The sequence below is a fragment of the Ensifer sp. 22521 genome (genome assembly GCF_052044795.1).
Classification (GTDB): domain Bacteria; phylum Pseudomonadota; class Alphaproteobacteria; order Rhizobiales; family Rhizobiaceae; genus Ensifer.
This window is the reverse complement of record NZ_JBQENM010000044.1, coordinates 1-23,591: the sequence shown is the minus strand read 5'-3', so window position 1 is coordinate 23,591 and position 23,591 is coordinate 1. Positions and strand designations below refer to the sequence as shown.

General features: G+C 62.2%; 29 protein-coding genes. 4 read left to right on the top strand and 25 right to left on the bottom strand.

Going from position 1 to position 23,591, the window contains the following annotated elements; genetic code table 11:
* Complete coding sequence (locus tag ACTJKE_RS34810; protein ID WP_440661829.1) at positions 1 to 492, top strand: hypothetical protein; 492 nt, start codon at positions 1 to 3, stop codon at positions 490 to 492.
* A 171-nt stretch (positions 493 to 663) separates the two neighbouring features.
* Here ACTJKE_RS34810 and ACTJKE_RS34805 read toward each other — a convergent pair whose 3' ends face one another.
* The 9 genes from ACTJKE_RS34805 to ACTJKE_RS34765 form a co-directional block, all read right to left on the bottom strand.
* Entirely contained in the window at positions 664 to 1,413 is a 750-nt protein-coding gene (locus ACTJKE_RS34805) for a 2OG-Fe(II) oxygenase (protein ID WP_112948626.1), read from the bottom strand.
* The gene (locus tag ACTJKE_RS34800) at positions 1,410 to 1,976 is read right to left on the bottom strand and encodes a methylated-DNA--[protein]-cysteine S-methyltransferase (RefSeq protein WP_440661828.1); all 567 of its coding nucleotides are present in this window, start codon (positions 1,974 to 1,976) and stop codon (positions 1,410 to 1,412) included. Before ACTJKE_RS34800 ends, ACTJKE_RS34805 begins: the two co-directional genes overlap by 4 nt.
* Positions 1,977 to 2,110: 134 nt before the next feature.
* Positions 2,111 to 2,284, bottom strand: coding sequence for a hypothetical protein (locus tag ACTJKE_RS34795; RefSeq protein WP_440693765.1), 174 nt, complete (start codon positions 2,282 to 2,284; stop codon positions 2,111 to 2,113).
* A 218-nt stretch (positions 2,285 to 2,502) separates the two neighbouring features.
* Positions 2,503 to 3,153 (bottom strand): DNA oxidative demethylase AlkB, encoded by a 651-nt coding sequence (alkB, locus tag ACTJKE_RS34790; RefSeq protein ID WP_058322570.1) that lies wholly within the window; start codon positions 3,151 to 3,153, stop codon positions 2,503 to 2,505.
* The gene (locus ACTJKE_RS34785; RefSeq protein WP_058322569.1) at positions 3,137 to 3,787 is read right to left on the bottom strand and encodes a hypothetical protein; all 651 of its coding nucleotides are present in this window, start codon (positions 3,785 to 3,787) and stop codon (positions 3,137 to 3,139) included. Before ACTJKE_RS34785 ends, alkB begins: the two co-directional genes overlap by 17 nt.
* A gap of 22 nt (positions 3,788 to 3,809) precedes the next feature.
* Positions 3,810 to 4,451: a DNA-3-methyladenine glycosylase family protein gene (locus ACTJKE_RS34780; protein ID WP_113398828.1), complete on the bottom strand. Its 642-nt coding sequence runs from the start codon at positions 4,449 to 4,451 to the stop codon at positions 3,810 to 3,812.
* 94 nt (positions 4,452 to 4,545) lie between these two features.
* A complete protein-coding gene (gene ada, locus ACTJKE_RS34775; protein WP_440693764.1) occupies positions 4,546 to 5,637 on the bottom strand; it encodes a bifunctional DNA-binding transcriptional regulator/O6-methylguanine-DNA methyltransferase Ada in 1,092 nt (363 codons plus the stop codon).
* A gap of 274 nt (positions 5,638 to 5,911) precedes the next feature.
* Positions 5,912 to 6,361, bottom strand: a complete 450-nt coding sequence (locus ACTJKE_RS34770) for an ester cyclase (protein WP_440661825.1) — start codon at positions 6,359 to 6,361, stop codon at positions 5,912 to 5,914.
* A gap of 237 nt (positions 6,362 to 6,598) precedes the next feature.
* The gene (locus ACTJKE_RS34765; protein WP_440693762.1) at positions 6,599 to 7,093 is read right to left on the bottom strand and encodes a DUF6428 family protein; all 495 of its coding nucleotides are present in this window, start codon (positions 7,091 to 7,093) and stop codon (positions 6,599 to 6,601) included.
* A gap of 43 nt (positions 7,094 to 7,136) precedes the next feature.
* Between ACTJKE_RS34765 and ACTJKE_RS34760 the strand changes: the two genes are divergently transcribed.
* Positions 7,137 to 7,478 carry an ArsR/SmtB family transcription factor gene (locus tag ACTJKE_RS34760; protein WP_058322565.1) on the top strand — a complete coding sequence of 114 codons (342 nt, stop codon included), beginning with the start codon at positions 7,137 to 7,139 and terminating at the stop codon, positions 7,476 to 7,478.
* A gap of 19 nt (positions 7,479 to 7,497) precedes the next feature.
* Positions 7,498 to 8,700 (top strand): arsenite efflux MFS transporter ArsK, encoded by a 1,203-nt coding sequence (gene arsK / locus ACTJKE_RS34755; protein ID WP_440693760.1) that lies wholly within the window; start codon positions 7,498 to 7,500, stop codon positions 8,698 to 8,700.
* On the opposite strand, the gene arsH is transcribed toward arsK, so the two are convergent.
* From arsH to ACTJKE_RS34675, 16 genes are all read right to left on the bottom strand, one after another.
* On the bottom strand, positions 8,701 to 9,429 hold the full coding sequence (gene arsH / locus ACTJKE_RS34750; protein ID WP_440639681.1) for an arsenical resistance protein ArsH: 729 nt from the start codon (positions 9,427 to 9,429) through the stop codon (positions 8,701 to 8,703).
* Positions 9,404 to 9,826: an arsenate reductase (glutaredoxin) gene (gene arsC, locus ACTJKE_RS34745; RefSeq protein ID WP_113512900.1), complete on the bottom strand. Its 423-nt coding sequence runs from the start codon at positions 9,824 to 9,826 to the stop codon at positions 9,404 to 9,406. Before arsC ends, arsH begins: the two co-directional genes overlap by 26 nt.
* Positions 9,827 to 9,828: 2 nt before the next feature.
* Positions 9,829 to 10,887, bottom strand: a complete 1,059-nt coding sequence (gene arsB, locus ACTJKE_RS34740) for an ACR3 family arsenite efflux transporter (RefSeq protein ID WP_058325966.1) — start codon at positions 10,885 to 10,887, stop codon at positions 9,829 to 9,831.
* The gene (locus ACTJKE_RS34735; RefSeq protein WP_058325967.1) at positions 10,874 to 11,413 is read right to left on the bottom strand and encodes an arsenate reductase ArsC; all 540 of its coding nucleotides are present in this window, start codon (positions 11,411 to 11,413) and stop codon (positions 10,874 to 10,876) included. The genes arsB and ACTJKE_RS34735 overlap by 14 nt, the downstream gene beginning before the upstream one ends.
* Before the next feature lie 15 nt (positions 11,414 to 11,428).
* Positions 11,429 to 11,869: an arsenic resistance N-acetyltransferase ArsN2 gene (gene arsN2, locus ACTJKE_RS34730; RefSeq protein ID WP_058325968.1), complete on the bottom strand. Its 441-nt coding sequence runs from the start codon at positions 11,867 to 11,869 to the stop codon at positions 11,429 to 11,431.
* Positions 11,866 to 12,219 carry an ArsR/SmtB family transcription factor gene (locus ACTJKE_RS34725; protein ID WP_110881662.1) on the bottom strand — a complete coding sequence of 118 codons (354 nt, stop codon included), beginning with the start codon at positions 12,217 to 12,219 and terminating at the stop codon, positions 11,866 to 11,868. The genes arsN2 and ACTJKE_RS34725 overlap by 4 nt, the downstream gene beginning before the upstream one ends.
* Positions 12,220 to 12,423: 204 nt before the next feature.
* Complete coding sequence (gene nadE, locus ACTJKE_RS34720; protein ID WP_440693758.1) at positions 12,424 to 13,266, bottom strand: ammonia-dependent NAD(+) synthetase; 843 nt, start codon at positions 13,264 to 13,266, stop codon at positions 12,424 to 12,426.
* A 216-nt stretch (positions 13,267 to 13,482) separates the two neighbouring features.
* Entirely contained in the window at positions 13,483 to 14,373 is an 891-nt protein-coding gene (locus ACTJKE_RS34715; protein WP_440693756.1) for an intradiol ring-cleavage dioxygenase, read from the bottom strand.
* 3 nt (positions 14,374 to 14,376) lie between these two features.
* Positions 14,377 to 16,131, bottom strand: a complete 1,755-nt coding sequence (locus ACTJKE_RS34710; RefSeq protein ID WP_440639669.1) for an FAD-dependent oxidoreductase — start codon at positions 16,129 to 16,131, stop codon at positions 14,377 to 14,379.
* Positions 16,124 to 17,209 carry a branched-chain amino acid ABC transporter permease gene (locus ACTJKE_RS34705; RefSeq protein ID WP_440693754.1) on the bottom strand — a complete coding sequence of 362 codons (1,086 nt, stop codon included), beginning with the start codon at positions 17,207 to 17,209 and terminating at the stop codon, positions 16,124 to 16,126. Before ACTJKE_RS34705 ends, ACTJKE_RS34710 begins: the two co-directional genes overlap by 8 nt.
* 10 nt (positions 17,210 to 17,219) lie before the next feature.
* Positions 17,220 to 18,083, bottom strand: a complete 864-nt coding sequence (locus ACTJKE_RS34700; protein ID WP_113512890.1) for a branched-chain amino acid ABC transporter permease — start codon at positions 18,081 to 18,083, stop codon at positions 17,220 to 17,222.
* Complete coding sequence (locus ACTJKE_RS34695) at positions 18,070 to 18,792, bottom strand: ABC transporter ATP-binding protein (protein ID WP_440693752.1); 723 nt, start codon at positions 18,790 to 18,792, stop codon at positions 18,070 to 18,072. Before ACTJKE_RS34695 ends, ACTJKE_RS34700 begins: the two co-directional genes overlap by 14 nt.
* Entirely contained in the window at positions 18,789 to 19,508 is a 720-nt protein-coding gene (locus ACTJKE_RS34690) for an ABC transporter ATP-binding protein (RefSeq protein ID WP_113512886.1), read from the bottom strand. The genes ACTJKE_RS34695 and ACTJKE_RS34690 overlap by 4 nt, the downstream gene beginning before the upstream one ends.
* Positions 19,509 to 19,548: 40 nt before the next feature.
* On the bottom strand, positions 19,549 to 20,829 hold the full coding sequence (locus ACTJKE_RS34685; protein ID WP_440693750.1) for an ABC transporter substrate-binding protein: 1,281 nt from the start codon (positions 20,827 to 20,829) through the stop codon (positions 19,549 to 19,551).
* A 39-nt stretch (positions 20,830 to 20,868) separates the two neighbouring features.
* Complete coding sequence (locus ACTJKE_RS34680; protein ID WP_113512882.1) at positions 20,869 to 21,930, bottom strand: maleylacetate reductase; 1,062 nt, start codon at positions 21,928 to 21,930, stop codon at positions 20,869 to 20,871.
* The gene (locus tag ACTJKE_RS34675; protein WP_440639663.1) at positions 21,927 to 22,802 is read right to left on the bottom strand and encodes a dioxygenase family protein; all 876 of its coding nucleotides are present in this window, start codon (positions 22,800 to 22,802) and stop codon (positions 21,927 to 21,929) included. The genes ACTJKE_RS34680 and ACTJKE_RS34675 overlap by 4 nt, the downstream gene beginning before the upstream one ends.
* A gap of 89 nt (positions 22,803 to 22,891) precedes the next feature.
* Between ACTJKE_RS34675 and ACTJKE_RS34670 the strand changes: the two genes are divergently transcribed.
* On the top strand, positions 22,892 to 23,591 hold a 700-nt coding region (locus tag ACTJKE_RS34670), incomplete at its 3' end, for a LysR family transcriptional regulator (protein ID WP_440693748.1).

Below are 23,591 nucleotides of genomic sequence, written 5' to 3'. Positions count from 1 at the left end.
ATGTCAGATGTTCGTTCCGCGGTCTCGCCGTGCGGGCGTATCGCCGAGCCGCTGCAGGTCATCAGGCTGTCGATCGATTCCGTAGATGCGGCCCGTCGGCAATTCCCAGGCTACAGGTTGACGCGGCTGGTGGGGGCGCGGCTTGAGCTGGATGAAAAAGACATCGACCGGCTCTCTGACATGCTCGGGGTCGATCTCCTGCGGCCCGTGGCGGGCGCGTCGAAGCCGTTCGACCATCATTTGCGCCATGTGATCGCTCTCTACGAGCTTAGCGCTCTGTTTCGCGATGACGGGCACGCACCCTACCATCATGCGATCCGGCCGACCGGCTACGACTACCATCGAGACGAAGTGGACCCGTCCGGCATGGAGCTATGGCGGGCCGACTATCGCGTGATGCCGGATGTCAGGCAAATGATGGCCGCCTCGATCCGATGGCTCCATAGGGCAGGGAAGGACAATGTCTGGCTGCGGCGGGTGCCTTGCACCTGACACGCCGCCGAGGCGATTGCCTGCCTGCGCGCCAACGGCGCGTTTGAGGATTGGGCTCGGCTCTATGCGCTTTATCCCGGGTGGTAGTTGCGGCGGTCCGCTCTGGCTGCAGGCCAGGGGCTCCGAAAGGGCGGCCGGCGCTGCGAAAACTGCGGCGCCGGCATCGCGGGTTCATCGCGCGTCGTGGAAAATGATCCCGACGGTGTGACGCATGCCGGATCGGACGCGGCTGACACCGTGGCGCAGGTTCACGCGGTAGTTTCCCTTCGTTCCCTGGACCGGACGATTGTGGACGGCGAAGGCGACGGCGTCGCCCTGTCTGAGCGGCACGACCTCGACGCGGCTTTGCATGCGCGGCCGCTGTTCGGTCAGTGCAAATTCGCCACCTGTGAAGTCGCGGCCCGGCTCGGAGAGCAGGATCGCCACCTGGATCGGGAAAGCGAGATCGCCGTAAAGGTCCTGGTGAAGGCAGTTGAAGTCGCCGGCAACATATTGCAGCAGCAGCGGCGTCGGCCGGGTCTGGCCGGCATCGTGGCATTGCTTGAGGAATGCGGCATGCTCGCCGGGAAACCTCTGGTCCAGTCCCATCCGTTCGTTCCACACGTTGGCGACATCGGCAAGGCGCGGGTAGAGCGCCGTGCGGATACCGCCGATGAGATCGGGCAGCGGATATTTGAAATAGCGATACTCGCCCCTTCCGAAGCCGTGCCGCGCCATGATGATATGGCTGCGGAAATGGCTTTCGTCGACGTAGAGCGACGCGACGCTGCTGCATTCCTCGGGTGTCAGAAGTTGGGGAAGGACGGCGCAGCCGAAGCCGTCGAGCTCGCCGGCGAGCGCCTTCCAGTCATAGGCAGCAATCCGTGCCGCCGCGGACGCATCCGCAGAGGCCGGGACCATGTCGATCGCAGTCTTGTTCATACCGTGGTTTCCTTCTCTATGAGGGTGCGTTTGCGCTCAAGGCCCCAGCGATAGCTGGCGAGGTCGCCGTTGGTACGCACGACCCGGTGGCACGGAATGGCGAGCGCAATGGGGTTGGCGGCGCAGGCGCCGGCGACGGCGCGCGGGTTCGCGAGCGGACCAATCCACTTGGCGAGTTCGGTGTAGCTCACCGTCCGGCCGACGGCGATGGCCTTCAGCTTTTCCCAGACGTGGCGCTGAAACGGCGTGCCGTGCATGTCGAGCGTCAGCTGAAGGCCGCCGGATGGCTTGGCGATAAAGCGCAGGACTTTCGCAACGTCGTTCTTCACCATAGTTTCGCGCGCGATTAGCGTGGAGTGCGGGAAGCGATCGGCAAGATCCGCCTCCAGCTCTTCGGCGTTGTCGCCGAGCAGGATCGCGCATACGCCCTTGGCGCTGCGCGCGACCAGCACCTTGCCGAGTTCGCAGTCGGCAACCGCGTAGGAGAGAACGCCGGCGGCCGTCGAAGGGGAATTCTGCGGCGATTGCGGCCGCAGCGCGTCAGTCTTGATAATGAGGTTCATCGTCGTAGCTCCTTGTTCTGTCCTCACGATCGAGACTACTTTTCCGGTCATGCTGCCGAACTCCGATCCTTGCTTTCAAATCGAAACTCTGCTCGCGCTGATGCAAGAGAATGAAGAATGCCGGGCACGGCCGATCAGGCGAGTCTGAGGATGGTGGTTTCTGCGAGAAGATAGATCTCGCCGGAGGTGAGGCGGGCTTCGACCTCGCCGTGGTCGCACATCTCCAGCTCGGCATAGCCGGCGGCCACGAGTTGGCCGACATACTTCATCACCAGCGCCTTATCCGGGTCGCCTGGAGTAGCGAGCATGTCAATCGCGTCCTGGGTTCCGGGCAGTTTGCGCCGGCTTGCCTTGGCGTCGAATCCGCCCCGCGAAAACATCAGCGTCGGTTCCTTGTCTTAGCCGTTGCGCGTCGGATCGCGAAAATCCGAAAATCGCATATGGACTTTCCGACTAACTACACACTTGGCCATGGGTTCGTTCTGGCGGCACTCCGTTTGTTGTCATCAAACTGAAGAAAGATGAGTTATAACGCTCCCCGGAAAGTGAGATTGATGCGCATCCGTCCGACAGTCTCATGGACGCCATCCTTCAATTCGGGCACGCCGTGATAGAAGAGCCGCGACGGGCCGCCCCAGACCGCCACGTCGCCATGCCGCAGCGCGTACTTCTTCACAGGATCATTCCGCTTCAGGCCGCCGAACTGGAAAGTCGCCGGCAGGCCGAGCGAGACCGACACGATCGGATTGGCGAAGTCGCGTTCGTTTCTGTCCTGGTGCAGCGAGAGGCGGGCGCCCGGCTCGTAGCGGTTGATCAGGCAGGCGTCAGGGCGGAAGTCCGGATAGCCCGCCCGTGTCGCCGCCTCGACAGCCAGATCGAGGAAGCATTCCGGCATGGCCGGCCAGGGACGGCCTGTTTCCGGATCGTTGCGATCGTATCGATAGCCGGTACGATCCGTGACCCAGCCGGCCGTGCCGCAATTCGTCATCGCCACCGACATGGTGAAGCCGCCCGGTGTGACCATATGTCGGAATGGCGACTGGCTGGTGATGTGGCCGAGCGCGGCGAGCAGATCCTTTTCATAGGGAAGTGCTGCGCCGCGAAGCAGCATGGCCCCCTCCGCCATGATCTCGGTTGCGGGATCGGCGGGGGCAAGCATGTCAAACAGATCGGGCATCTTCGGGCCTATTGCGTATGGTGATGATCGATGGGTGAAAGGCGGGCCGGTAGCCTGCAAGGAGCGCCATGACCGTCGATGGTGGTGTCAGGAGCCAATCGGCGTCGTGGAGGATTTTGGGCCTGTCGTAGCCGTCATTGGCCCAGCGATACGCGAGGCCGGCGCGCAGCGTGTAAGCCTCATCCTTGGCCACAACGACCGCGCCGTCAGGCAGGTCGGACAACAGAAGGGCGATCGGATGCAAGCGCTTGTGGCCGCGATCGAGGCGCTCGGCATGCAGTACGGAATCCATATGCGTAGCCGAAGGAGGCGCCTCTTTCTTCGCCGACGCCCAGCAGGCCCGGAAGCGTTCCGCGGCTTCGCGCCGGCAGAGGAAGCAGGGACGATGGCCGGCGGCGAACGCCACGGCCTCGTCGAGGAAAAACAGCTCCGTCCAGCTCCGGCGCGCCATCACGTCCCGGCGCCAACCCTTGAATTCGCAGGCGCAGACGAGCCAGGTTTTTGTTGCCCAGCGCCTGGCCAGCAATGTCTTCGTTGCCGGATCGTGGATGATGCCGCGATTGCCGGTAAACAGCCCGCGCTGAGTAATGGCGACGATATCACCGAAGGGCGTGACGCGGTTTTGAAGGGGCATGATGTACTTTCCGGAGCCGTATTTACTTCAACACGTTTCCGCGCTCGCGCGGGATGCGCCACAGATACCAGGCCGCGACCGTGCGATGGGGCGACCAGGCCTTCGAGAGCTCGCGCAACTGTTTCGGTTTCGGTTGCTCAGGCAGCGATTTGAGGACGCGGTAGCCTTCGCGGACACCGAAGTCATCGACGGGCAGGATATCCATCCGCTCCAGAGAATACATCAGCAGCATTTCGACGGTCCAACGGCCGATGCCCTTGATGCCGACCATGCGGTCGATCAGCGCCTCGTCGTCCATGGTGGCGGCGATGTTGCGGGTGGGGATCAGGCCATCCAACGTTCCCTGGGCGATCGCCTTGATGGTGGCGATCTTGCTGGCCGAGAAGCCGCAGGTCCGAAGTTGGTCGAACTCGGCCGCGATGAGGTCTTCCGGGCTTGGAAAATCGCGGTCATCCAAGAGCCCCTTGAGGCGTCCAATGATGGCGTCGCCAGCTTTGGCCGTCAGCTGCTGGTAGGCAATCGCGCGAATGAGCGCCTCGTATGGTTCGCGGGCGGCCTTGGGATCGTGTCGGCAAGGGCCGACCAGTTCGATCAATCTGGCCCAGTCGTCGTCATGGCTGGAGAGGAAGGCGACAGCTTCATCGTAGCGAGAAGGCAAATTCATGTGGACGCCTTGCGTTCGTCGGCGATCGCGAAGCGCGGCCGGTTGTAGGTGGTCAGGATGTGGCCGCGGCGGAGCGGCGGTTGCGGCCGTGACGTCATGCGGTCTGAGGCGATTCCCGATCGAGCAGGGCGCGCTTGCGTTCGACGCCCCAGGCATAACCGGAAAGCGCGCCGTCGTTGCGCACAACGCGATGGCAGGGAATGGCGACTGCGATATTGTTTGCGGCGCATGCTCCGGCGACTGCCCGCGTGGCGCTCGGCGAGCCGATACGTCGGGCGATTTCAGAATAGGACACACGCGCGCCGACAGGGATCTCCTGTAGGACCTGCCATAACCGGCGCTGGAACGCCGTGCCGCGGACGTCGAGCGGCAGATCGAGGCCGACGCTGGGGTTTTCGACGAAGCCACAAACGCGGGCGATCAGAGCCTCGTATTCGCGGTCCATGCCGATCAGGCGCGCCTTCGGAAAACGATCCTGAAGATCGCGAACCAGCTCGTCCGGATCGTCTCCGAGCAGGATCGACGCGACGCCTTTCGTGCTGGACGCCACGAGGATTGCGCCGAGATAGGACTGGCCGACCGCAAACTTGATCTCCTCGTTGGCGCCACCCGCACGGTACTGTGTCGGCGTCATGCCGAGCATACCGGTCGACTTTTCGTAGAAGCGGCCGCTGGAATTGAAGCCGGCGTCATACATCGCCTCGGTGACGCTCGTGCCGGTTTCGAGGCCCGCACGCACTTTCTTCGCGCGGTGGCCGGTGGCATAGGCCTTCGGGGTCAGCCCCGTCGACGTCTTGAACATACGATGGAAATAGCTCGGACTGCGGTCGACAGTAGCCGCCAACTCTTCCAGCGACGGTTCCTCCTCGCTTTCCTCGATGATGCGGCAGGCCTTAGCGATGAGCGCGGCATTCTCGCATTCGAGCGAAGGGCCATCGGGGTTGCAACGTCGGCACGGACGAAAACCGGTTGCCCGTGCGCTTTCGAGCGTATCGTGCAGCGCGACGTTCTTCGGATTTGCCGTGCGTGACGGGCAGGAGGGCCTGCAATAGATGCCAGTTGTCGAGACGGAAGACCAGAAACGACCGTCGGCAGACTTGTCGCGCGCTACGATCCGCGCCCAGCGGGGGTCGTCCCCCACGAAAGGAGGTGAGGTGTGAAGGGTTGGTGCGGGCCGGATGTTCATGTCCATGGTCTTCTACTCGGATTTGTTCTGGCTCGATCGTGCCTCCGATCCGCGCTGGTCACACTCCGATCCTTGCTCTCGAATCGAACAAAACCCACCCGAAACTTGCGCAGGGGGTCGCCGGGTTCCCGGGGGCACGCACCTTCAGTGCACAGGCAACCAGCGCGAGCAGGTGAGCGTTTTGAGGCTAGGCCGCACGCGTAGCTTCGAACGGGGCGATGAAACATGCCATCGAGGCTCGCACGGGGAGCTGTGCGAGCCTCGATGGCTTCGATCAGGCCTTCCGGATCAGCCCAAGCTGCATCATCGCGGTCAGACCGTCGTCGAGGCCATGCTCTTCGACGATCATGCCGTCGACCACCTTCAGAACAGTCTTGCCGGTAAAGTGCATCTTGCGGCCGGTCGCCGCAGGTACGCCGCCGAGCAGGAAGTCGTCGAAAGCCGGACCCGTGTGGGTGCCGCCGCCTTCCCACTGGCCGACCACATAGTCGCCCTCGGCAATCAAGTCAGCGGTGCCCCAGAAGTTGAGATCGGGGAACGCGGCGCGAAAGTCGGTCATGAACGCCTTGATGTCTTCGCGGCCACGGCGCGGTTCGTGCAGGGAATATTGCAGGAGCATATCGGGCGCCGCGATGTCATCGATAACAGCAAGATTGGCGTCCTTGCCCCAGAATTCGGTGAACCAGCGAACGACGACGGCCTTGTTGTCTTCTTCGTTGCTCATGGAAATATCCTCTTTTCAAAATCGGGCGACCATCGAAACCGCTCGATGACCTGATGAAAGGGATATGTGAGCTTGCCGGGCGCCAAACTCCGGTTCTTATCTTCGAATTGGAAACGGCGTGCGAGGTGAGCGCTGGCGGTTACCGCATGGGGGAAACGGCCGTGCAGGTGATGGCCGGCGCCTCCATCAAGAGCAGAGATTGGATCATCCGACCCTTCGCGAATATGCCTTGACCCACTAGGCGCAGCACCGCTTTTCATTGGACGCGTGTTCAGCCAGCCACCGGTCTCGAGGCTTGCAGCTCGCGGGGCGGGGCGTCAAACTGACGTGGAGAGCACCGTCTTCCGCGACAGGATCGTTTGCGCAGAACAACTGCATCGGGCGGACTCCATCGCTCACTTCGAAGGTCAGCTTGGCGGAACCGTCAAGACGGACGTGCTCGGAAACCTTGCGGACAATGGCCGAAAATTTGCCGGCCGTCATATGGGTCCGTTCGCCCTCTTCGATGTCCCACAACTGCACGAAGATTTCAGACCAGGCCTCCGGGTTAGCGCCGCAATCGAGCGCGGAGAACTGGCCAACCTTGACCTCAGTTACATGGTAGCCGGCCTTTACGGGCTTTCCGTCGTAGGCGAACACCAGTGGGAGGTCCGCGGCGACAGCGATCCTTTCAAGCAACTCTCCGAGCGAGATGTCAGTTTTGTTGGAATGGCTATTGTCGATCCTGCTCATTTGCGTCTATCCTCGATTTCAATGATTCAAGGATTATTGAAATATGGATGATCGTCAAGCCCTCGCGTCCTTTGCGGCACTTTCCCAGGAGACCCGGCTCGCCATCGTAAGAACGCTGGTCGTCGCCGGCCCTGAGGGCCTGGCCGCAGGCGCGATTGCGGAGCGCATGGGCGTTTCTCCATCGAACGTCTCGTTTCACCTCAAGGAACTCGAACGCTCCGGCCTCATCTCCCAGCGCCGCGAGTCGCGTTCGATCGTCTACAGCGCAAGTTATGACACGCTGGCTGACCTGGTGACGTTCCTGATGGAGGACTGCTGCGCAGGACATCCCGAAATCCGCGGCTCGGTCGAGCGATCCGCTCGTTGCTGCCCAAGCGAAGCGTAGAGCGCCGAGGAATACGTCATTGCATACGAACAAGGTTCCTGCGGGCATCGTCTCCGCTCTCGGTGTCACGCAGATTATTGGCTACGGCACTCTCTATTATGCCTTCAGCATCCTGGCGCCAGGAATGGCCAAGGACCTGGGCATCAGCCTGGAACGGGTCTTCGCCGTCTTCTCGGTCTCCCTGTTCATTGGAGGTCTTTCCGCTCCGTTCATCGGCAGACATATGGACAAGGTCGGCGCGGCGACGGTGATGACGGCTGGTTCGACCCTTGCGGCGTTCACCCTGGCGCTTTGCGCGTGGTCGCCGTCCGTAGCGCTCTTTGCCCTTGCAATAATCCTGCTGGAGGTGTCCTCCGGCATGGTCCAGTACCAGGCAGCCTTCGCGACGCTGGTCGAGAGCGAACCCCGTTCAGCCTCCCGCAGCATCACCTATCTCACACTGATCGGCGGCTTTGCTTCGACCATCTTCTGGCCGATCGCCGCGACACTGATCAGGTACCTGTCCTGGCGGGAAATCTATCTGGTGTTCGCGGCGCTCAATCTTCTCATCTGCATGCCACTTCACTACTGGATCATGCGTGCCGGAAGGGTCGGTTCCAAACTGGATGAGACAAGAGCCCGCGAAGTCGTCGTCGGCGCACTTGAGCCGCAAGCGCGCCGCCGCGGGATGTTGCTGGTCTCCATTGCCTTCTCGCTTTCGGGGTTCACTCTCGCGGCAATACTCGCCCACATGGTGCCGATGCTGGGCGCGATCGGACTTGGCAGTGCGGCGGTCGTGATCGGATCGCTGTTCGGCCCGGCACAGGTCATGAGCCGCCTGATTAACATGGCCTTCGGAAAGGGCCTGTCGCCGCCCGCGCTGGCGATCGTCTCTGCGGCGCTCATGGTCCTCGGTGCGGTATTACTCGGGGTGTCGGGTGATTGGTTGCCAGGCGCGGTGGCTTTCGCCGTCTGTCTTGGCCTTGGGTCCGGAATCAACAGCATCGCTCAGGGGAGCCTGCCACTCTATCTGTTCGGGTCCGCAGGCTACGGAGCGATTACAGGAAAGATGGCTGCGGCCAGACTGGCAGTGGGTGCCGCCGCCCCCTTCGCGTTCGCCACGGCGATGGAGAATCTCGGCATCGCCGCGGCGCTGTTCGTCAATGCCATGCTTGGTACGCTCGGTATCGCTGCATTCGTCGCAGTGGCCGTCTCTACGCGCAGCCCCACGAAGACTGAGTGACTAAATCGACCTCAACGACACCCGCTTTTCAAGTTCGGCAGCGTTTTCCTTCCGCTCGCTGTAGCGGTCGGTCAGGTAGGCGGAAGCGTCCCTCGTCAGCAGCGTGAACTTGACCAGCTCTTCGCACACGTCCACGACGCGGTCGTAGTAGGAAGACGGTTTCATCCTGCCGTCCGCATCGAACTCCTGGTAGGCCTTGGCGACGGACGACTGGTTCGGTATCGTGATCATCCGCATCCAACGGCCGAGCACGCGCATCTGGTTCAGAGCGTTGAAGGACTGGCTACCCCCGGAAACCTCCATGATCGCCAGCGTCTTTCCCTGCGTCGGGCGGATCGATCCGAGCGACAGGGGAATCCAGTCGATCTGGGCCTTCATGATTCCCGTCATTGCGCCATGGCGCTCGGGGCTGACCCAGACCTGTCCCTCCGACCATTGCGACAGCTCGCGCAGTTCCTGCACTTTCGGATGGCTGGCCGGAGCCGCGTCGGGAAGCGGTAATCCTCTCGGATCGAACATGCGCACCTCGCACCCCGAACGCTCGAGAAGTCGTCTGGCTTCATGCGCGAGCAGCCGGCTGTACGATACCTCCCTGAGCGAGCCGTAGAGGATCAGGATGCGCGGCTTGTGCGTCGAAAAGGCGGGACGCAACGCGTCGAGGTCAGGCTTACGAAGATGCGGCTCCTGCAATGCGGGAAAGGTCTCAGACAATGCGCTTTCCCTCCTGATCGAGGACCTGCTCGCCGTCTTCCTTGAAGAAGGCTCCCTTGAAGGCATCCGGCAGGATGTCGAGAACGATCTCCGAGGGGCGCGCGAGCCTTGTGCCGAGCGGCGAGACGACGAACGGCCGGTTAATGAGGATCGGATCCTTGAGCATGGCATCGAGCAACTGGCCGTCCGTCAACTTCGGATCGTCGAGACCCAGCTCCACGTAAGGCGTACCTTTCTCGCGGATCGCCTGCCGGACGGTCAGCCCGGCGTCGGAGATCATCCTTGCCAGTTCCTCGCGCGAAGGCGGAGACTGGAGATAATCGATGACCGTCGGTTCGATCCCGGCTGCGCGGATCATCTCCAGCGTGTTGCGGGACGTGCCGCAGGCCGGGTTATGATAGATGGTGACGTCCATTGTCATGTCCTTTCGGTGATGGTGTTCCGGGAGACGGCGGGTGCTGCCTCGTACCAGCCCTTGGTGCGGTTCACGGCCCAGACGACCGTGAGCATTACGGGAACCTCGATGAGCACGCCGACGACCGTCGCCAGCGCTGCACCGGACTGGAAGCCGAACAGGCTGATTGCGGCCGCGACCGCGAGTTCGAAGAAATTGCTGGCCCCGATCAGTGCCGAAGGCCCTGCGACGCAATGGCGCTCGCCCGATATCCGGTTCAAGACATAGGCCAGCCCCGAGTTGAAATAGACCTGGATGAGGATGGGGACGGCCAGCAGCGCGATGATCGTCGGCTGGGCGATGATCTGCTCACCCTGGAAGCCGAAGAGGAGGACGAGCGTCGCCAGCAGCGCGACAAGCGAAAGCGGCTGCAGCTTCCCCAGCATGACGTCCAGCGCCCTGGTCGTGCCGTCAGCGGTCAGCCGCCCTCTCAGGACCTGCGCGATGATGACCGGGACCACGATATAGAGGACGACCGATAGAACGAGCGTGTCCCACGGCACGGTGATGGCCGACAGCCCGAGCAGGAGCCCAACGATCGGCGCGAAGGCGACAACCATGATCGCATCGTTGAGCGCGACCTGGGAAAGCGTGAAGAGCGGCTCGCCGCGCGTCAGATTGCTCCAGACGAACACCATCGCGGTACAGGGCGCGGCCGCAAGGATGATCAGGCCGGCGATGTAGGAGTTGATCTGGTCGGCGGGCAGGTAAGGACGGAATAGCCATCCGATAAACAGCCATCCCAGCAGCGCCATGGAGAACGGCTTTACCGCCCAGTTGATGAACAGGGTCACGCCGATTCCGCGCCAATAGGTGCTCACCTGCGCCAGCGAGCGGAAGTCGATCTTGATGAGCATCGGGATGATCATCAGCCAGATCAGGATGGCGACGGGCAAATTCACCTTGGCGATCTCCGCCGCGCCGATGGCCTGGAAAACACCGGGCATCAGATGACCGAGGGCGACGCCGACGACGATGCAGAGAAAGACCCAGATGGTCAGGTAGCGTTCAAACGTCGACATTAGCGAACTTTCCCTGGCTTGCCGTCGAACCTTCCATCGCGCCGATCTGGCCGAGCTTCGTTTCGAGCGCCAGGTGATTGATCGATGCCAGCGGGAGGCTGACGAACACCATGATCCGGTTCTTCAGAAAGCGGGCGGCTTGCGCGAACGCGCGCTGGATTTCGACCTCGGTGCCAACAACGGCGGCCGGGTCTTCGACACCCCAATGTGCCGTCATCGGATGTCCGATCCATACCGGGCAGGCTTCGCCGTGCGCGCTGTCGCAGACGGTGAAGATAAAGTCCATTTCGGGCGCACCAGGCTCGGCAAACACGTCCCAACTCTTGGAGGAGAAGCCAGTCGCCGGATAACCAAGTGCTTGCAGTTCCTTCAGGGCATGCGGATTGATCTCGCCTTTGGGCTGGCTGCCTGCGGAGAATGCTCTGAACCGTCCTCCGCCCTCTTTATTGAGGATGGATTCGGCGAGAATGGAACGTGCGGAATTACCCGTGCACAGGAAGAGCACGTTGTAGGTCTTGTCGGTCATGGTCGTTGTCCGTGGTTAGGTCGGAGGATTGCTGAGTTTCATGATGGTGGCCGATGCCGGGCAAATGCCCGAAAGCTGACGGGTTGCGAGAACGGCGGGCGGCGCATCGGCTCGCTCGACCGCAACGAAACCGAGGCTTTCGAAGAACGGCGCGGCGGTCGTCGTAGCCAGGAAGACTGCCGAGCTTTCTTTGACGGCTTTCAGGGTTTCCCTGGCCAGCGATTTGCCGAATGACTTGCCACGATGCTCGGGCAAGATGACCATCGACCTGAGGAGCACCGCATCGCCGCACGTCTCAATGCCAGCGTAGCCAATTGTGCCGCCATCGGAGGAAACCGCCCTGAAGAACGAGCGTCCCGGCTCTCCGAGGTCCTCGATCGGAAGACCGGAGGCCGATAGCGCCAGCTTCAGTCCGGGATCGCTTCCCGGGACTGGCTCCAGTCTGACGTCGCTCATGACAGCTTCACCTCGGGTCCGCAGCAGGGCGTAAGTTCGGCGATCAGCGGCGCACAGAGTTCGGTCGAGCCGCCACAGCAGTCTTTCAACAGGAAGAGGGTCAGGTTTCGCAGGCCGTGTAGGTCGGCTCGATAGATGATCGAGCGGCTCTGCCGTTCGCTTGTCACGAGGCCCGCGCGCGACAGAGTTGCGAGGTGCGCCGACATGGTATTCTGCGGGACGTCGAGAAGGCGGGCAAGTTCGCCGGCAGGCACGCCATCCGGTTCGTGTCTGACGAGAAGCCGGAATGTCTCGAGCCTGGTAGATTGGGCCAGTGCGGCAAGCGCCGCTATTGCGGTGATGTTATCCATTAATCCAGAATAATGGATATATTGGATATGTCAATTGCACCCAACGATCCTCATCTCCGCTATTGGCACAAAGCGGGAGCAGCCCCGAATGCATAGTCCTCCCGGCAACAGCGCTCACGGCTTTGATGACACCTTCTTGCTGGTGTCGCTTGTCTGCGCGGGCCTCGCACCGGAATGGACCAAGGATTTGCCGAACCGCAGATATCATGCAGTCGTGGCGTGCAAGACCGGGTGATGGTCCGTGGGGACGACGGGAAGGGCGCGCTTATGTGCGCTGGCGCGATAGGTTGAGAGTATGCGTTCAGCCGCAGCCGGCTCGACAGTTCTGCCTTCGAGAAAGTCGTCGATCTGGTCGTATGTCACGCCGTAAGCATCCTCGTCCGGTCGCAGAGGTGCATCCGATTCAAGGTCAGCGGTGGGTGTTTTCCAGACGAGCTGTTCCGGCGCCCCCAGTTTCGAGGCCAAGGCGCGAACGCGGCGCTTGTTCAGACCGGCGAGAGGGAGAATGTCCGCTGCGCCATCACCGAATTTCGTGTAGAAGCCCATGAGCGCCTCAGCAGCGTGGTCCGTGCCGATCACGAGACCCGACGATGCCCCGGCGATTGCATATTGCGCGACCATCCTCTGCCGCGCCTTCACGTTACCGAGGATGAAATGGTGACGCGGGGCCGGGTCAACGCCACCGGCAAGGATTGCGTCCATGAGGCTATCGGCCGCCGGTTTTATATCCACGGTGATGACACGGTCCGGGCGGATCGCAGCGACAGCTGTGGCCGCATCGTGTTCATCCGCTTGCACGCCATAGGGAAGCCGGACGGCAATGAACGTCGCCGAATAGCCGCTTTCGCGTAACTCCTGAACGGCGCGCTGGGCGAGAAGCCCGGCCGTCAGGGAATCGACCCCACCGCTGATCCCGAGCACGTAGGCGCGCTGTCCGCCTTGCACGAGATAGGCCTTCAGGAATTCAATCCGCGTGCGGATTTCGCTCAGCGCATCGAATTCCGATCGAACGCCAAGCGCCTGAATGATGGAAAGTTGCTCTTTCACTGAATGTCTCCTGCCTTCGGGGTGACCGCACCAGATATTTCATCTGAGGATCCGAAGGAGGCAAGGGAATAACCTTCCTGCCTCCTCCTTCTTCCACGTCGAAGGCACGCACGCTAGCGATGCTGGACGTGGTCTTGTAGCAGAATGGCGAGCTGCGGCCTGAGCGGCGATTGATTTTTTGGCGTGCCGCTGCCAGGCAATGACCTCTGAACCGGATCAGTTGGCGCCCTTTGATCGCGCCAGTACGAAGTCGTGGTTCACTTCCCAGAAGCGACCCGAAAATCCGTAATCCGCGGCGCGGCCCGGGTCCTCAACGCGCCGGAAAGTCGCAAGCAAGCTTTGCTTCACTCCGAACACCGCATCCGAATGGATATACGGATCATCCGGATCGAAGATGTGGGTGATGAGCGTCTCGTACCCGTCCGCCTTGATGATGTAGTGGAGATGGGCCGGGCGGTTGGGGTGACGTCCGAGATGCTCCAACATCCGGCCGACCGGACCGTCGTTCGGGATCGGGTAGTATTTCGGCTTTACCGCCCGGAACCAATATTCACCGTCTGGCCCTGTGCGAAAGACGCCGCGCAAGTTGAACTCCGGCTGGATGCCCTTTTGCTGAACGTCATAGAAGCCTTCGTCATTGGCCTGCCAGACATCGATCACTGCGTCGGCGATGGGCCTGCCCTCGGTGTCGAGGATATGACCGCCAACGACCATTTTCTCGCCCTTCTGGTCGAGGCAGATATTGGCCCCCATCTCGAGCTCAGGCGCGTCCTGGACATGAAACGGGCCCAGCACGGTGCTTTCCGATGCACCCGACGGCTTGCGGTTGTTGATGGCGTCAACCAGCATCGAGACGCCGAGCGTGTCGGACAAAAGGATGAACTCTTGCCGCCATTCGTTGCACATCTGCCCGGTGCGTGTGAGGAAGAGGATCGCCTCCATCCACTCCTCCTGCGTCGGCTCGATTTCCCTCACCGCTTCGTGGAGCTTGCGCGTCACGACTTCCATGATCTGTTTCAGTCGTTCGTCCTTGGCATTTTTGTTGCGGCCCGTGACGACCTCAATCGAGTTCTCTTCGGTGAAGAAGCCTTTCTCATGCGCTTCCATGGATCACCTCCCAAGCACCGATGTCATGACCCGACGAAGGTCTGCAACGGGATCTGCCGACAGCGCCTGCGAGCGCCAGCAGACGTGGTGGTCAGGACGCACGAGAACGATGCCGCTGTCACGCACTTCGCTCAGCCCGGCCCAGTCGCCGGTGAAATCATCCCAATGCTGCCGCGCGCCGATGGCGTGGGCCGCTATATCGACACCAAGCTCATGGCCGACGACCTTCGCCGCTTCGAGCCACCCCTGTCCGCCGATCCCGGTCAGGACGGTGAACCGGCCGTGGCCGGAGAGATCGAGCGTCGAGGCCTTCTTCCCATCGCCAGAAAAAACCCATGCATGCGGCAGTCGAGCCCCCGGCCAGGTTGTCTGCTGGAAGTGCAGTTCCGGGTCCTTTGCAAAGGCCGGTTCCGGCTGACCGTCGGTGACGATCGCATCCGAACGATAGCGCTGGTTCATCTCGACGCCGTGGGCGTCGAACTCGTAGACCTTGGCGGCGATCGCCTTGCGGATGGCGGAGCGTTGTTCTTCCGCTGCCGGCGTATCGCGGCAGCGCCCATCCATGTTCTGCTGCATCTTCACCGGATCGATGGAATCGAGCAGGCCGAGCGCCTTGAAGATCGGGCCGAACTCTTCTATCGACTTGTTGGCGCGGGTGACGATCTGCTTGGCGACCGGCGCTCGCTCCGTTGTGTAGGTGTCAAGCAGCTTTTCGCTCGCCTGGCCCTTCAGCACAAAGGCGAGTTTCCAGGCAAGGTTGAAGGCATCCTGGATCGAGGTATTGGAGCCGAGCCCGTTCGATGGCGGATGGCGGTGCGTGGCATCGCCCATGCAGAAGACGCGCCCGTTCGACATCGTCGTCGCATACATGTTGTTGACCGTCCAGGTCGAGACCTGCTTGATCGTGACATCCAGATCCTGCACGCCGACCAGGTCGCGCACCACCTTCTTCGCATGGGCTTCGTCAACGGCCGGTGCCGGCTGGTTGATGTCGTATCCCCAGACGATCAGCCATTCGTTCCAGGGGCGGACCATGCGCACGAGGCCCATGCCGATACCGCCGACGTCGGCCCCCGGCTGCAGCACCCAGTAGAGCACCGAAGGACGATGGGCGACATAACGCGACAGGTCGGCCTCAAACAGGATGTTCATTGAGCCGGCAACGCCCATCCGGCCCTCGAAGGTGAGCCCGGCATGCTCCGCGACCTTCGAATTGCCGCCGTCAGCACCGATCAGATACTTCGAGCGAACGGTGATTTCCTTGCCGGTCAACCGGTCGAGACAGGTCGTGGTAACGCCTTCGCCGTCCTGTACATGGCTGACATATTCCGTCGACATCCGCGCCTGGGTACCGCGCGAGCAAGCCGTCTTGAACAGGAGCGGCTCCATGAAAGTCTGGGGCAGATCATTCATCTGGCTCGGCGAGGATAGCTGGTGTTCGGCGCGCGAGACCGGGTGCTTGCCCCAGCTTTTCATGCGCCCGATCTCTTCGCCCGCAAGCGAGGTACAAAAGACGTTCTCGCCCATCAGGTCCTGTTCGGCGGCGAACATATAGACCTCGTCTTCCACGTCCCGGCCGAGATCGCGCAGGACCTCCATCGTGCGTTGGTTGGTGATATGGGCGCGTGGCGTGTTCGCCAGCCAGCGATAGCGGTTGATCACCATGTTTTCGATGCCGTAGCTCGAAAGCAGGGCGGCCGTGGCGGAACCGGCTGGCCCCGTGCCAATGATGAGTACGTCGGTTGTGATATCAGCCATTTGGTCCTCCCTTTGGCATGTGTGCGAGTGGTCCGCCGATCAATTTGCGACGGACCGGAAAGAGCTGGATACCGGTGCGATCGGAAAACAGACCCCAGAGACCGCGCGGCGAAAAGAGCATGACGAGGATGCCGATGAGGCCAAGGACCAGCAGGTACCAGGAGCCAAAATCGGCGAAGAGCTTTTGCAGCAGGAAGAAAAGCACCACGCCGACGATCGGCCCTTCGATGGTGCCGATCCCGCCGATCACCACGATGAAGATGACATAGGCCGTCCAGTCGGTGACGGAGAAAGCCGCGTCCGGCGAAATACGCGCTTTCTGCACGTAGATCAGCGCACCGGCCAATCCAGTGACGAAGGCCGTCGCCACGTAGACCAGAGCCTTCATGCGGCGGGCGTCGACGCCGACGGCACGGGCGGCCTGCTCGTTGTCACGCACGGCCGCAAGACCGAGCCCCTGCTTGCTTCGCAGCAGGCGGTAGATGAAGCCGATGGTCGCGAGCGCCAGAAGGAGCGCAATCCAATAGGTGAGGGCATCGCTGGCTGCTGCCGCCTTCATACCGAAGAGGTCGCGCACGATATCGACGCCTGCCATGTCCTTCGTGGCCTCGCGCGGAAGCGACGTGCCGGTGCCGCCGCCGAGCGCCTTCCACTGTGCGAGCAGCAGCCGCACCACCTCGGCCACCACCCAGGTGCTGATGGCGAAATAGGGCCCCTGCAGCCGGAAGGTGAAAAAGGCAGTCGGAATGGCGAGAAGCGCCGAAAGAGCGCCGGCAATCAGGATCGCAACGATGGGATCGACACCCGTCAGAATGACCGCACCGAACATCGCATAGGCGCCGAAGCCGACGAAAACCTGCTGGCCGACCGAGATCAGCCCGGCATAGCCGGCAAGCAGGTTCCAGTTCTGCGCCAGCACCAGCATGGTCAGGATGAAGAAGAGATCCTGCACGACGCCGCGGGACATGATGAGGGGAGCTGCAATCGCAAGGGCGAGGCCGGCGACTGCCGCCAAAGCTGCAAGCGATGAGGTTCCGCTCCGGGTTTCGACCTTGAAGGACGGAATGGCGATGGACATCGGCTTGACCTCAATCGACGGCGCGGGGGAAAAGCCCGCGCGGCTTGATGACGAGAACGGCGAGGAAGGCGAGATGTCCGGCAAGGATCTGCCATTCCGGATTGACGGCAGCCCCAAGCGTCTGCGCAACGCCGAGGATGACCCCGCCGGCAAGCGTTCCCCAGAGCGAGCCGAGGCCGCCGATGATCACGGCTTCGAAGGCGTAGATCAGGCGGGACGGTCCCGATGTCGGATCGAAATTGGCGCGCGTGCCAAGATAGAGGGCGGCGATCGTTACCACGACCATGGCAAGCCCGGTCGCCATGGCGAAGACGCGTTGCGGGCGAATACCCATCAGCCCGGCCGTCACGATGTCGTCGGAGGTTGCCCGGAACGCGCGACCGAGCGCCGTCCGATAGATCAGCTGGTTAAGGCCGAAGATCACGGCGAGCGCCGACAGGAAAGTCATCAACGGCATCAGGCCGATATTGAGCGAGCCGACGCCGATCGAAGCACTTTCCAGCGCACCGATGGACACGCGACGGCTGTCGGCGGAAAACGCTTCGAGCAGGCCATTCTGGAGGACGATGGAGATGCCGAATGTGACGAGCAGCGGCGGCAAGACGTCCTTGCCGAGCGTGCGATTGAGCACGAAGTATTGCAGGGCCCAACCTGCTAGGAACATCAGTGGCGCGGCAATGAGCGCTGCCAGGAATGGATTGAGGCCGAGCGCCGAGGTCAGCAAAAGGATTATGAATGCGGCAAGCACGATCAGGTCGCCATGGGCGAGATTGACGAGCCGCATGATGCCGAAGACGAGGCTCAGGCCGGCGGCAAACAGGGCGTAGAGCCCGCCGAGCAGAACGCCCTGTACGATCGTGTCAATGAAGCTCATGGCGCGGCGCTCCGAAATAGGCTTGGTGGATCTGCTCGCGGGTTAGCGCCTCCGGACGCCCCGAAAGCGTCACCCGCCCTTCCATCAGGCAATAGACCTGGGTTGCGACCTTCAGTGCCTGGGCGATGTCTTGCTCGACGATGACGATTGAGGCGCCCGTTGCGCGGATACGCGGGAAAGCCGCATAGATGTCGCGAACGACGACTGGTGCCAGGCCGAGGCTGATCTCGTCGCAGAGCAGCACATCCGGATTGGACATCAGCGCCCGACCGATCGCCACCATCTGCTGTTGGCCGCCGGAAAGGGCCGTCGCCGGGTTGTTTCGACGCTCGCGCAGGATCGGGAAGAGCTCATAGATGCTCTCGAGCGTCCACGGTCCCTGTCCCTTGCGGCCATAGGCGCCGATCAACAGGTTCTCTTCGACGGTCAGCGACGGGAACAGCCGGCGGCCTTCCGGTACCATGGCGATGCCGCGGGCAAGCACGTCGGGTGCTGCCAGCGCGCCGATCGGTTCATCGCGATAGACGACCATGCCCGGCTCGCTTGTAACGACACCGGAGATCGCGCGCATCAGGCTGGTCTTGCCCGCGCCATTGGCGCCGATGATCGCAACGGTTTCCCCCTTGGCAACGGCGATATCGACACCGAAAAGGGCCTGGAAGTCGCCGTAAAAGGCCTTGAGCCCTCTGGTTTCAAGCATCGCCGTCATAGCTCGATCCCCAGATAGATCTCCTGGACGGCACGCGACGCCATGAGCTCGTCGGGTTTTCCAATGCCGATCACCTTGCCGAAGTTGAGAACCAGCAACCTCTCGACCACCGAGGTCAGCGCGTGCAGCACATGTTCGATCCAGATGACGGCAACGCCCTTTTGCTGGATGGCACTGATGGCCGCGACCAGTTGGTGGCATTCGGCTTCCGTCAAACCGCCGGCGATTTCGTCCAGCAGCAGCAGCCGGGGTTCGGTGGCAAGCGCCTTTGCCAGTTCCAGTCGCTTGCGCTGCAGAAGGGTGAGGCCGCCGGCCAGTACATTCGCCTTGTCGAAGAGGCCCGTGTCCACCAGGATCTCGGCGCAGCGGTCACAGGCTTCCGCCTCGCGCCGCCGCGCGCCAAAACTGCCGGCGACGAGCAGGTTCTCAAAGACGGTCAGCTTCTCGAAGGGCTGCGGGATCTGGAAGGTCCGCCCCATGCCCGAAAGACAGCGCGCCATTGGCGGCGTTCGGGTGACATCCACGCCGCCGAAGCGGACCGTGCCGCTGTCGGCGGCAATGTTGCCGGTAATCAGATTGAACAGCGTCGACTTGCCGGCGCCGTTCGGCCCTATGATGCCCAGCGCCTCACCCTCGCCGACCGAAAAGCTGATCTCGTCGGCGACGGTCAGCGCGCCAAAGCGCTTCGAGACCCGCTCGAGCTCTAACAGAGACATGGCTGACCCTCCTCGGTCACGGTCCCACGCCATCAGGCGCTTAAACGATCGCTTCCATTTTTCCACCGGCGGGAATGTTCGGCGCCGTCTTGTTGTCGGTAATGACGAGGTCATAACCGCCGGCGTCCTTCAGCCGCCACTGACCACCAACGAGCGGTGTTTTGGCGACGTTGCGGGCAGCAAACGGCGGCAGTCCCTTGCCGTCCCATGCAACGGGTCCGACGAGCGTATCGAGTTTGGTGGCGGCGATTGCCTGGGCCACCGCATCGCCATCCGTCGGGTCGTCGGCCCGCGTTATCGCGTCGACGGCCAGTTCGAAGAGGGCGTGGGCAAAGCCGATCGGCTGCGTCCATGGCCGGCCGGTCGCCTTGGTGAAAGCGCCAGCCACTTGAGCGGATGTCTCGCCGGTCAGCGAAGAGGCGAAGGGGTGGCTCGGCGACCACCAGACTTCGGACGAGAGATTGTGTCCGGCCTTGCCCAGTGCTTCGACCGCCTGCGGAAAGAGCAATGCCTTGCCGATCGAGGCGACCTTCGGCACGAAACCCTGCTGTTTGGCCTGGTTCCAGAAGGTCGTGAAGTCAGGAGGGATGACCACGCCGGTAACGATCTCGCAGCCAGCCGATTTGAACGCATTGATCTGGGCAGAGAAATCGTCCGTCATGTTCTGGTAGCGGCCAGGATCGGTGAGCCCGTAGCCAAGCTTTTCGAGGACTGGCGGGAAACCCACGGTCCCGTCGCCCCAGGCATTGCCGTCACCGTCATTGGGGAAGAGGCCGCCGACCTTGTGGTTCGTCTCGATCTGGGCCCACATGTTGGTGAAGACGGCGATCACATCCTCGAGACCCCAGAAGAAGTGATAGGCATAGTCGAACGGTTTCCACGAGGCAGGATCGCCGGGATTGCCCTGTTGGCCGATAAACCAGGGTTGCCACGGCGCGACCGTCGAGATGCACGGCATCTGTTCGGCCTCGCAAGTGGTTGCGACCGGGTTCGTCGTTTCCGGGGTCGAGGCGACCAGAACCAGGTTGACCTCGTCATCGACGATCAACTGCTTGGCGACTTCCGCCGCCCGGTTCGGGTTCGACTGACTGTCCTTGACCACAACCTCGAAGTTCTGGCCCTTGGCCTTGGCCGCCGTCAGGAACGCGTCGATCACAAATTTGTCGGCTTCGCCGAAAGCGGCGAGCGGCCCGGTTTGCGGGCTCACATAGCCAAGCTTGATCGCCGTGTCCTTGGCAATCGCCGGCATCGCAAGTCCGCATGAAAAGGCGACTGCGCCACCTGCGGCTGTCGTCTTCAGAAAATCGCGTCTCGTCAGCATGGTTCCTCCTCCCAATGCCCTTCCTCCCGAAGGGTCTCGTCAGTTCGTCGGCCGGTTGCCCTCCCAGGCATCCTGCAGCAGCGCCCGAATGGACTGGCGGTCGATCGGGCGTGGGTTCCAGTAGGGGTTTTCGGTCGCAATCGCGGCGGTCCGAACGAGATCGGCCTGCGAAAGGCCGAGGTCCTTCAAGGCGAGCGGCGCACCGAGCGACTTTGCGAAATCCCACAAGCCGCCGCCAACCGATCCGCCGAAGGTCCGGGCCACGGGTTCAAGCAGGTCAGGCACGGCCGCGGCGTTGTAGGCCGCCGTATGCGGCAGCATGATCGCGTGGGTTTCCGCGTGCGGCGTATCGAAGGTGCCGCCGAGCGTGTGGCAAATCTTGTGATGCAGCGCCATGCCGACCGCGCCGAGCACGGTGCCCGAGAGCCAGGCGCCGTAAAGCGCCTCGGCCCGCGCCTCTCGATCGCGGGGCGTCCCGATGATCGTCGGCAGGCTCGTTTTGAAGGCTGACAAGCCCTCTTTCGCCATCAGCGAAGAGATCGGGTTACGATCCTGCGCATAAAGCGCTTCGACCGCATGGGCCATGGCGTTAAGCGCGCTGGTCACGCTCATGCCGACCGGCAGGCCGAGCGTCAGCTCCGGATCGTAAATCACCACCTCCGGCAGGATCGAAGGATGCCTGACGGTCGTCTTTCGGCCGCCTTCCGTCTGTCCGAGGATCGGTGTTACTTCCGAACCGGCGTAGGTGGTCGGGATAACGACTTGAGGCAGATCGGTGCGATAGGCGATCGCCTTGCCGAGCCCGGTGGTGGAGCCGCCGCCAAGCGAAACGACGCAGTCGGCGCCGCTTTGGTTGACCGCTTCCATCGCTTTTGCCGTGACCTCGACTGGCGTATGCATCACGGCCCCGGCAAAAACGCCTGCGGCAAGTGGCCCGAGCCGCTCTGCCAGCGCCTCCGCGTCTGCCCGTTGCTGCGGTGTCGAAAGCACCAACGCTCGACTGCACCCAAGCTTTTCGACCCAGGCTCCGGCCTCGTGGCTCTTGCCTTCGCCAAAGACGATGTGCGCCGCACTGCCCTGGTAGGTGAAATTGTTCCTCACGACCCAGATCCTTCCCTTGCCCTCGCCATTAGGAACTTGAAGTCCAGCCGCCAGCCGGGCTTGCCGCCGATGTCGGAGCATTTGAATTCGTGCACCAGTTCCGGCTTGACGCCGAAGATCGCGTCCTCGTCGATATGGGGATCGCTGCCGTCGTAGATATGCGTCGTAATCGTCTGGAATCCTGGAGCAGTGACGATGAAATGTAGATGGGCTGGGCGCCGGAGCGAGCAACCCGCCTGGCCAAGGAGTTTGCCTACCGGCCCGTCTTCCGGGACGCTGTAGCCGGCGGGGCGAACCGTCAAGTAGTCGAACCCCCCTTCGCGATCGGTCTTGAAGACGCCGCGCAAATTGAACTCCGGCTGCAGATCCGGTTGCTGGTTCTCGTAGAAACCTGCGGCGTTCGCCTGCCAGGTAGTTACCTCCGCGCCCTCGATCGGGTGGCCGTCGAGATCGAGCAGTTGCCCGAAGACCGCCAGCTGCTCGCCGACGCCATCGAGCGAGATGTTGCTGCCGGATATGCGTTTCGGCGTGTCGGCGCGAAAGAACGGCCCGCGTACCGTATTGGGAGTCGCCTGTTTCGGGCGCCGGGAGTTGATCTCGTCGACCAGCGCCGATGCGCCAAGCAAATCGAACAGCAGACCCCATTCCTGCCGTCGCTCGTCCGTGGTATGACCAACCTCGGTCAGAAACTCGATCATCTTGCGCCAGTCGGCTGCGCTGGGACGCAATTCCCTGATAAGCCGGTGAAGGTGGGTGACGACCGTGCGCAGCACCAGCGGCAGCGAGCCGTCGTCGGTTTTCGAAATTCGCTGTGCGAAAGCCTCGGTAAAGGCTGCTTCGTTGGGATTCGAAACCATCGCGCCCCGCATCACACTCCTCCAGACACTTGGCTGAAATGAAAGCTAACACGGGCATCAGGCGCGATTGATGATTTTACTCTGAGTTAATATAATCAATTGTTATGAAGATAGACGAACGCCATCTTGTTCAGCTCGCTGCGGTCGTGAAAGCCGGCGGTGTCACCGAGGGGGCAGCGCTGCTCGGGCTGTCGCAGCCGGCGATCTCGCGCACCATTGCCATGCTCGAAAAGCGCCTGGGCGAACCGCTTTTCGTCAAAGGGCGGCGGCCGCTGCAACCGACGCCGCTCGGGCGCGCGCTCGCCGATCATGGCCAGGTCATGCTGTCGGCCTCACGCAAGGCGTCCGATACGATCGAGAGCTTTCGCCTCGGCAAAAGCGGTCTGGTGCGCGTCGGCGGCACGCCATTTTTCATGGACGCCTTGATCGCGCCGATGATCGCGGACTTCCAGGCACAAAACCCCGACGTCAGGATCGACCAGAGCTACGGCTACATGGCCGACCTGCGCGCCGCCCTGAAGGGTGATCAGATCGATCTTGCTATCTGCCCGCTCGATATTCTTGAGGAAGGATCGGGCTTGGCGTTCCAGAAGGTGCTTCCCGGTCGAAACGTCGTCGCCTGCCGGGTCACGCATCCGCTTCTGTTGAAGCGACGACCGCAGCCGTCGCAGCTACTCGAATATCCCTGGGTGGCGCCGCCGCCGGGAAGCCCGTTGCTTGCGGATCTTCATAGCCTGCTGCTCTCCTTCGGGGCTACCGAGATCAAGATACGCTACACGGGCGGCTCACTCATGAGCCTCGTCA

Excerpts from the sequence above, each read along its gene's own strand:
- ACTJKE_RS34810 (WP_440661829.1), top strand. The coding sequence starts at position 1 with ATGTCAGATGTTCGTTCCGCGGTCTCGCCGTGCGGGCGTATCGCCGAG.
- ACTJKE_RS34805 (WP_112948626.1), bottom strand. The coding sequence starts at position 1,413 with ATGAACAAGACTGCGATCGACATGGTCCCGGCCTCTGCGGATGCGTCC.
- ACTJKE_RS34800 (WP_440661828.1), bottom strand. The coding sequence starts at position 1,976 with ATGAACCTCATTATCAAGACTGACGCGCTGCGGCCGCAATCGCCGCAG.
- ACTJKE_RS34795 (WP_440693765.1), bottom strand. The coding sequence starts at position 2,284 with ATGCTCGCTACTCCAGGCGACCCGGATAAGGCGCTGGTGATGAAGTAT.
- alkB (WP_058322570.1), bottom strand. The coding sequence starts at position 3,153 with ATGCCCGATCTGTTTGACATGCTTGCCCCCGCCGATCCCGCAACCGAG.
- ACTJKE_RS34785 (WP_058322569.1), bottom strand. The coding sequence starts at position 3,787 with ATGCCCCTTCAAAACCGCGTCACGCCCTTCGGTGATATCGTCGCCATT.
- ACTJKE_RS34780 (WP_113398828.1), bottom strand. The coding sequence starts at position 4,451 with ATGAATTTGCCTTCTCGCTACGATGAAGCTGTCGCCTTCCTCTCCAGC.
- ada (WP_440693764.1), bottom strand. The coding sequence starts at position 5,637 with ATGAACATCCGGCCCGCACCAACCCTTCACACCTCACCTCCTTTCGTG.
- ACTJKE_RS34770 (WP_440661825.1), bottom strand. The coding sequence starts at position 6,361 with ATGAGCAACGAAGAAGACAACAAGGCCGTCGTCGTTCGCTGGTTCACC.
- ACTJKE_RS34765 (WP_440693762.1), bottom strand. The coding sequence starts at position 7,093 with ATGAGCAGGATCGACAATAGCCATTCCAACAAAACTGACATCTCGCTC.
- ACTJKE_RS34760 (WP_058322565.1), top strand. The coding sequence starts at position 7,137 with ATGGATGATCGTCAAGCCCTCGCGTCCTTTGCGGCACTTTCCCAGGAG.
- arsC (WP_113512900.1), bottom strand. The coding sequence starts at position 9,826 with ATGGACGTCACCATCTATCATAACCCGGCCTGCGGCACGTCCCGCAAC.
- arsB (WP_058325966.1), bottom strand. The coding sequence starts at position 10,887 with ATGTCGACGTTTGAACGCTACCTGACCATCTGGGTCTTTCTCTGCATC.
- ACTJKE_RS34735 (WP_058325967.1), bottom strand. The coding sequence starts at position 11,413 with ATGACCGACAAGACCTACAACGTGCTCTTCCTGTGCACGGGTAATTCC.
- arsN2 (WP_058325968.1), bottom strand. The coding sequence starts at position 11,869 with ATGAGCGACGTCAGACTGGAGCCAGTCCCGGGAAGCGATCCCGGACTG.
- ACTJKE_RS34725 (WP_110881662.1), bottom strand. The coding sequence starts at position 12,219 with ATGGATAACATCACCGCAATAGCGGCGCTTGCCGCACTGGCCCAATCT.
- ACTJKE_RS34715 (WP_440693756.1), bottom strand. The coding sequence starts at position 14,373 with ATGGAAGCGCATGAGAAAGGCTTCTTCACCGAAGAGAACTCGATTGAG.
- ACTJKE_RS34710 (WP_440639669.1), bottom strand. The coding sequence starts at position 16,131 with ATGGCTGATATCACAACCGACGTACTCATCATTGGCACGGGGCCAGCC.
- ACTJKE_RS34705 (WP_440693754.1), bottom strand. The coding sequence starts at position 17,209 with ATGTCCATCGCCATTCCGTCCTTCAAGGTCGAAACCCGGAGCGGAACC.
- ACTJKE_RS34700 (WP_113512890.1), bottom strand. The coding sequence starts at position 18,083 with ATGAGCTTCATTGACACGATCGTACAGGGCGTTCTGCTCGGCGGGCTC.
- ACTJKE_RS34695 (WP_440693752.1), bottom strand. The coding sequence starts at position 18,792 with ATGACGGCGATGCTTGAAACCAGAGGGCTCAAGGCCTTTTACGGCGAC.
- ACTJKE_RS34690 (WP_113512886.1), bottom strand. The coding sequence starts at position 19,508 with ATGTCTCTGTTAGAGCTCGAGCGGGTCTCGAAGCGCTTTGGCGCGCTG.
- ACTJKE_RS34685 (WP_440693750.1), bottom strand. The coding sequence starts at position 20,829 with ATGCTGACGAGACGCGATTTTCTGAAGACGACAGCCGCAGGTGGCGCA.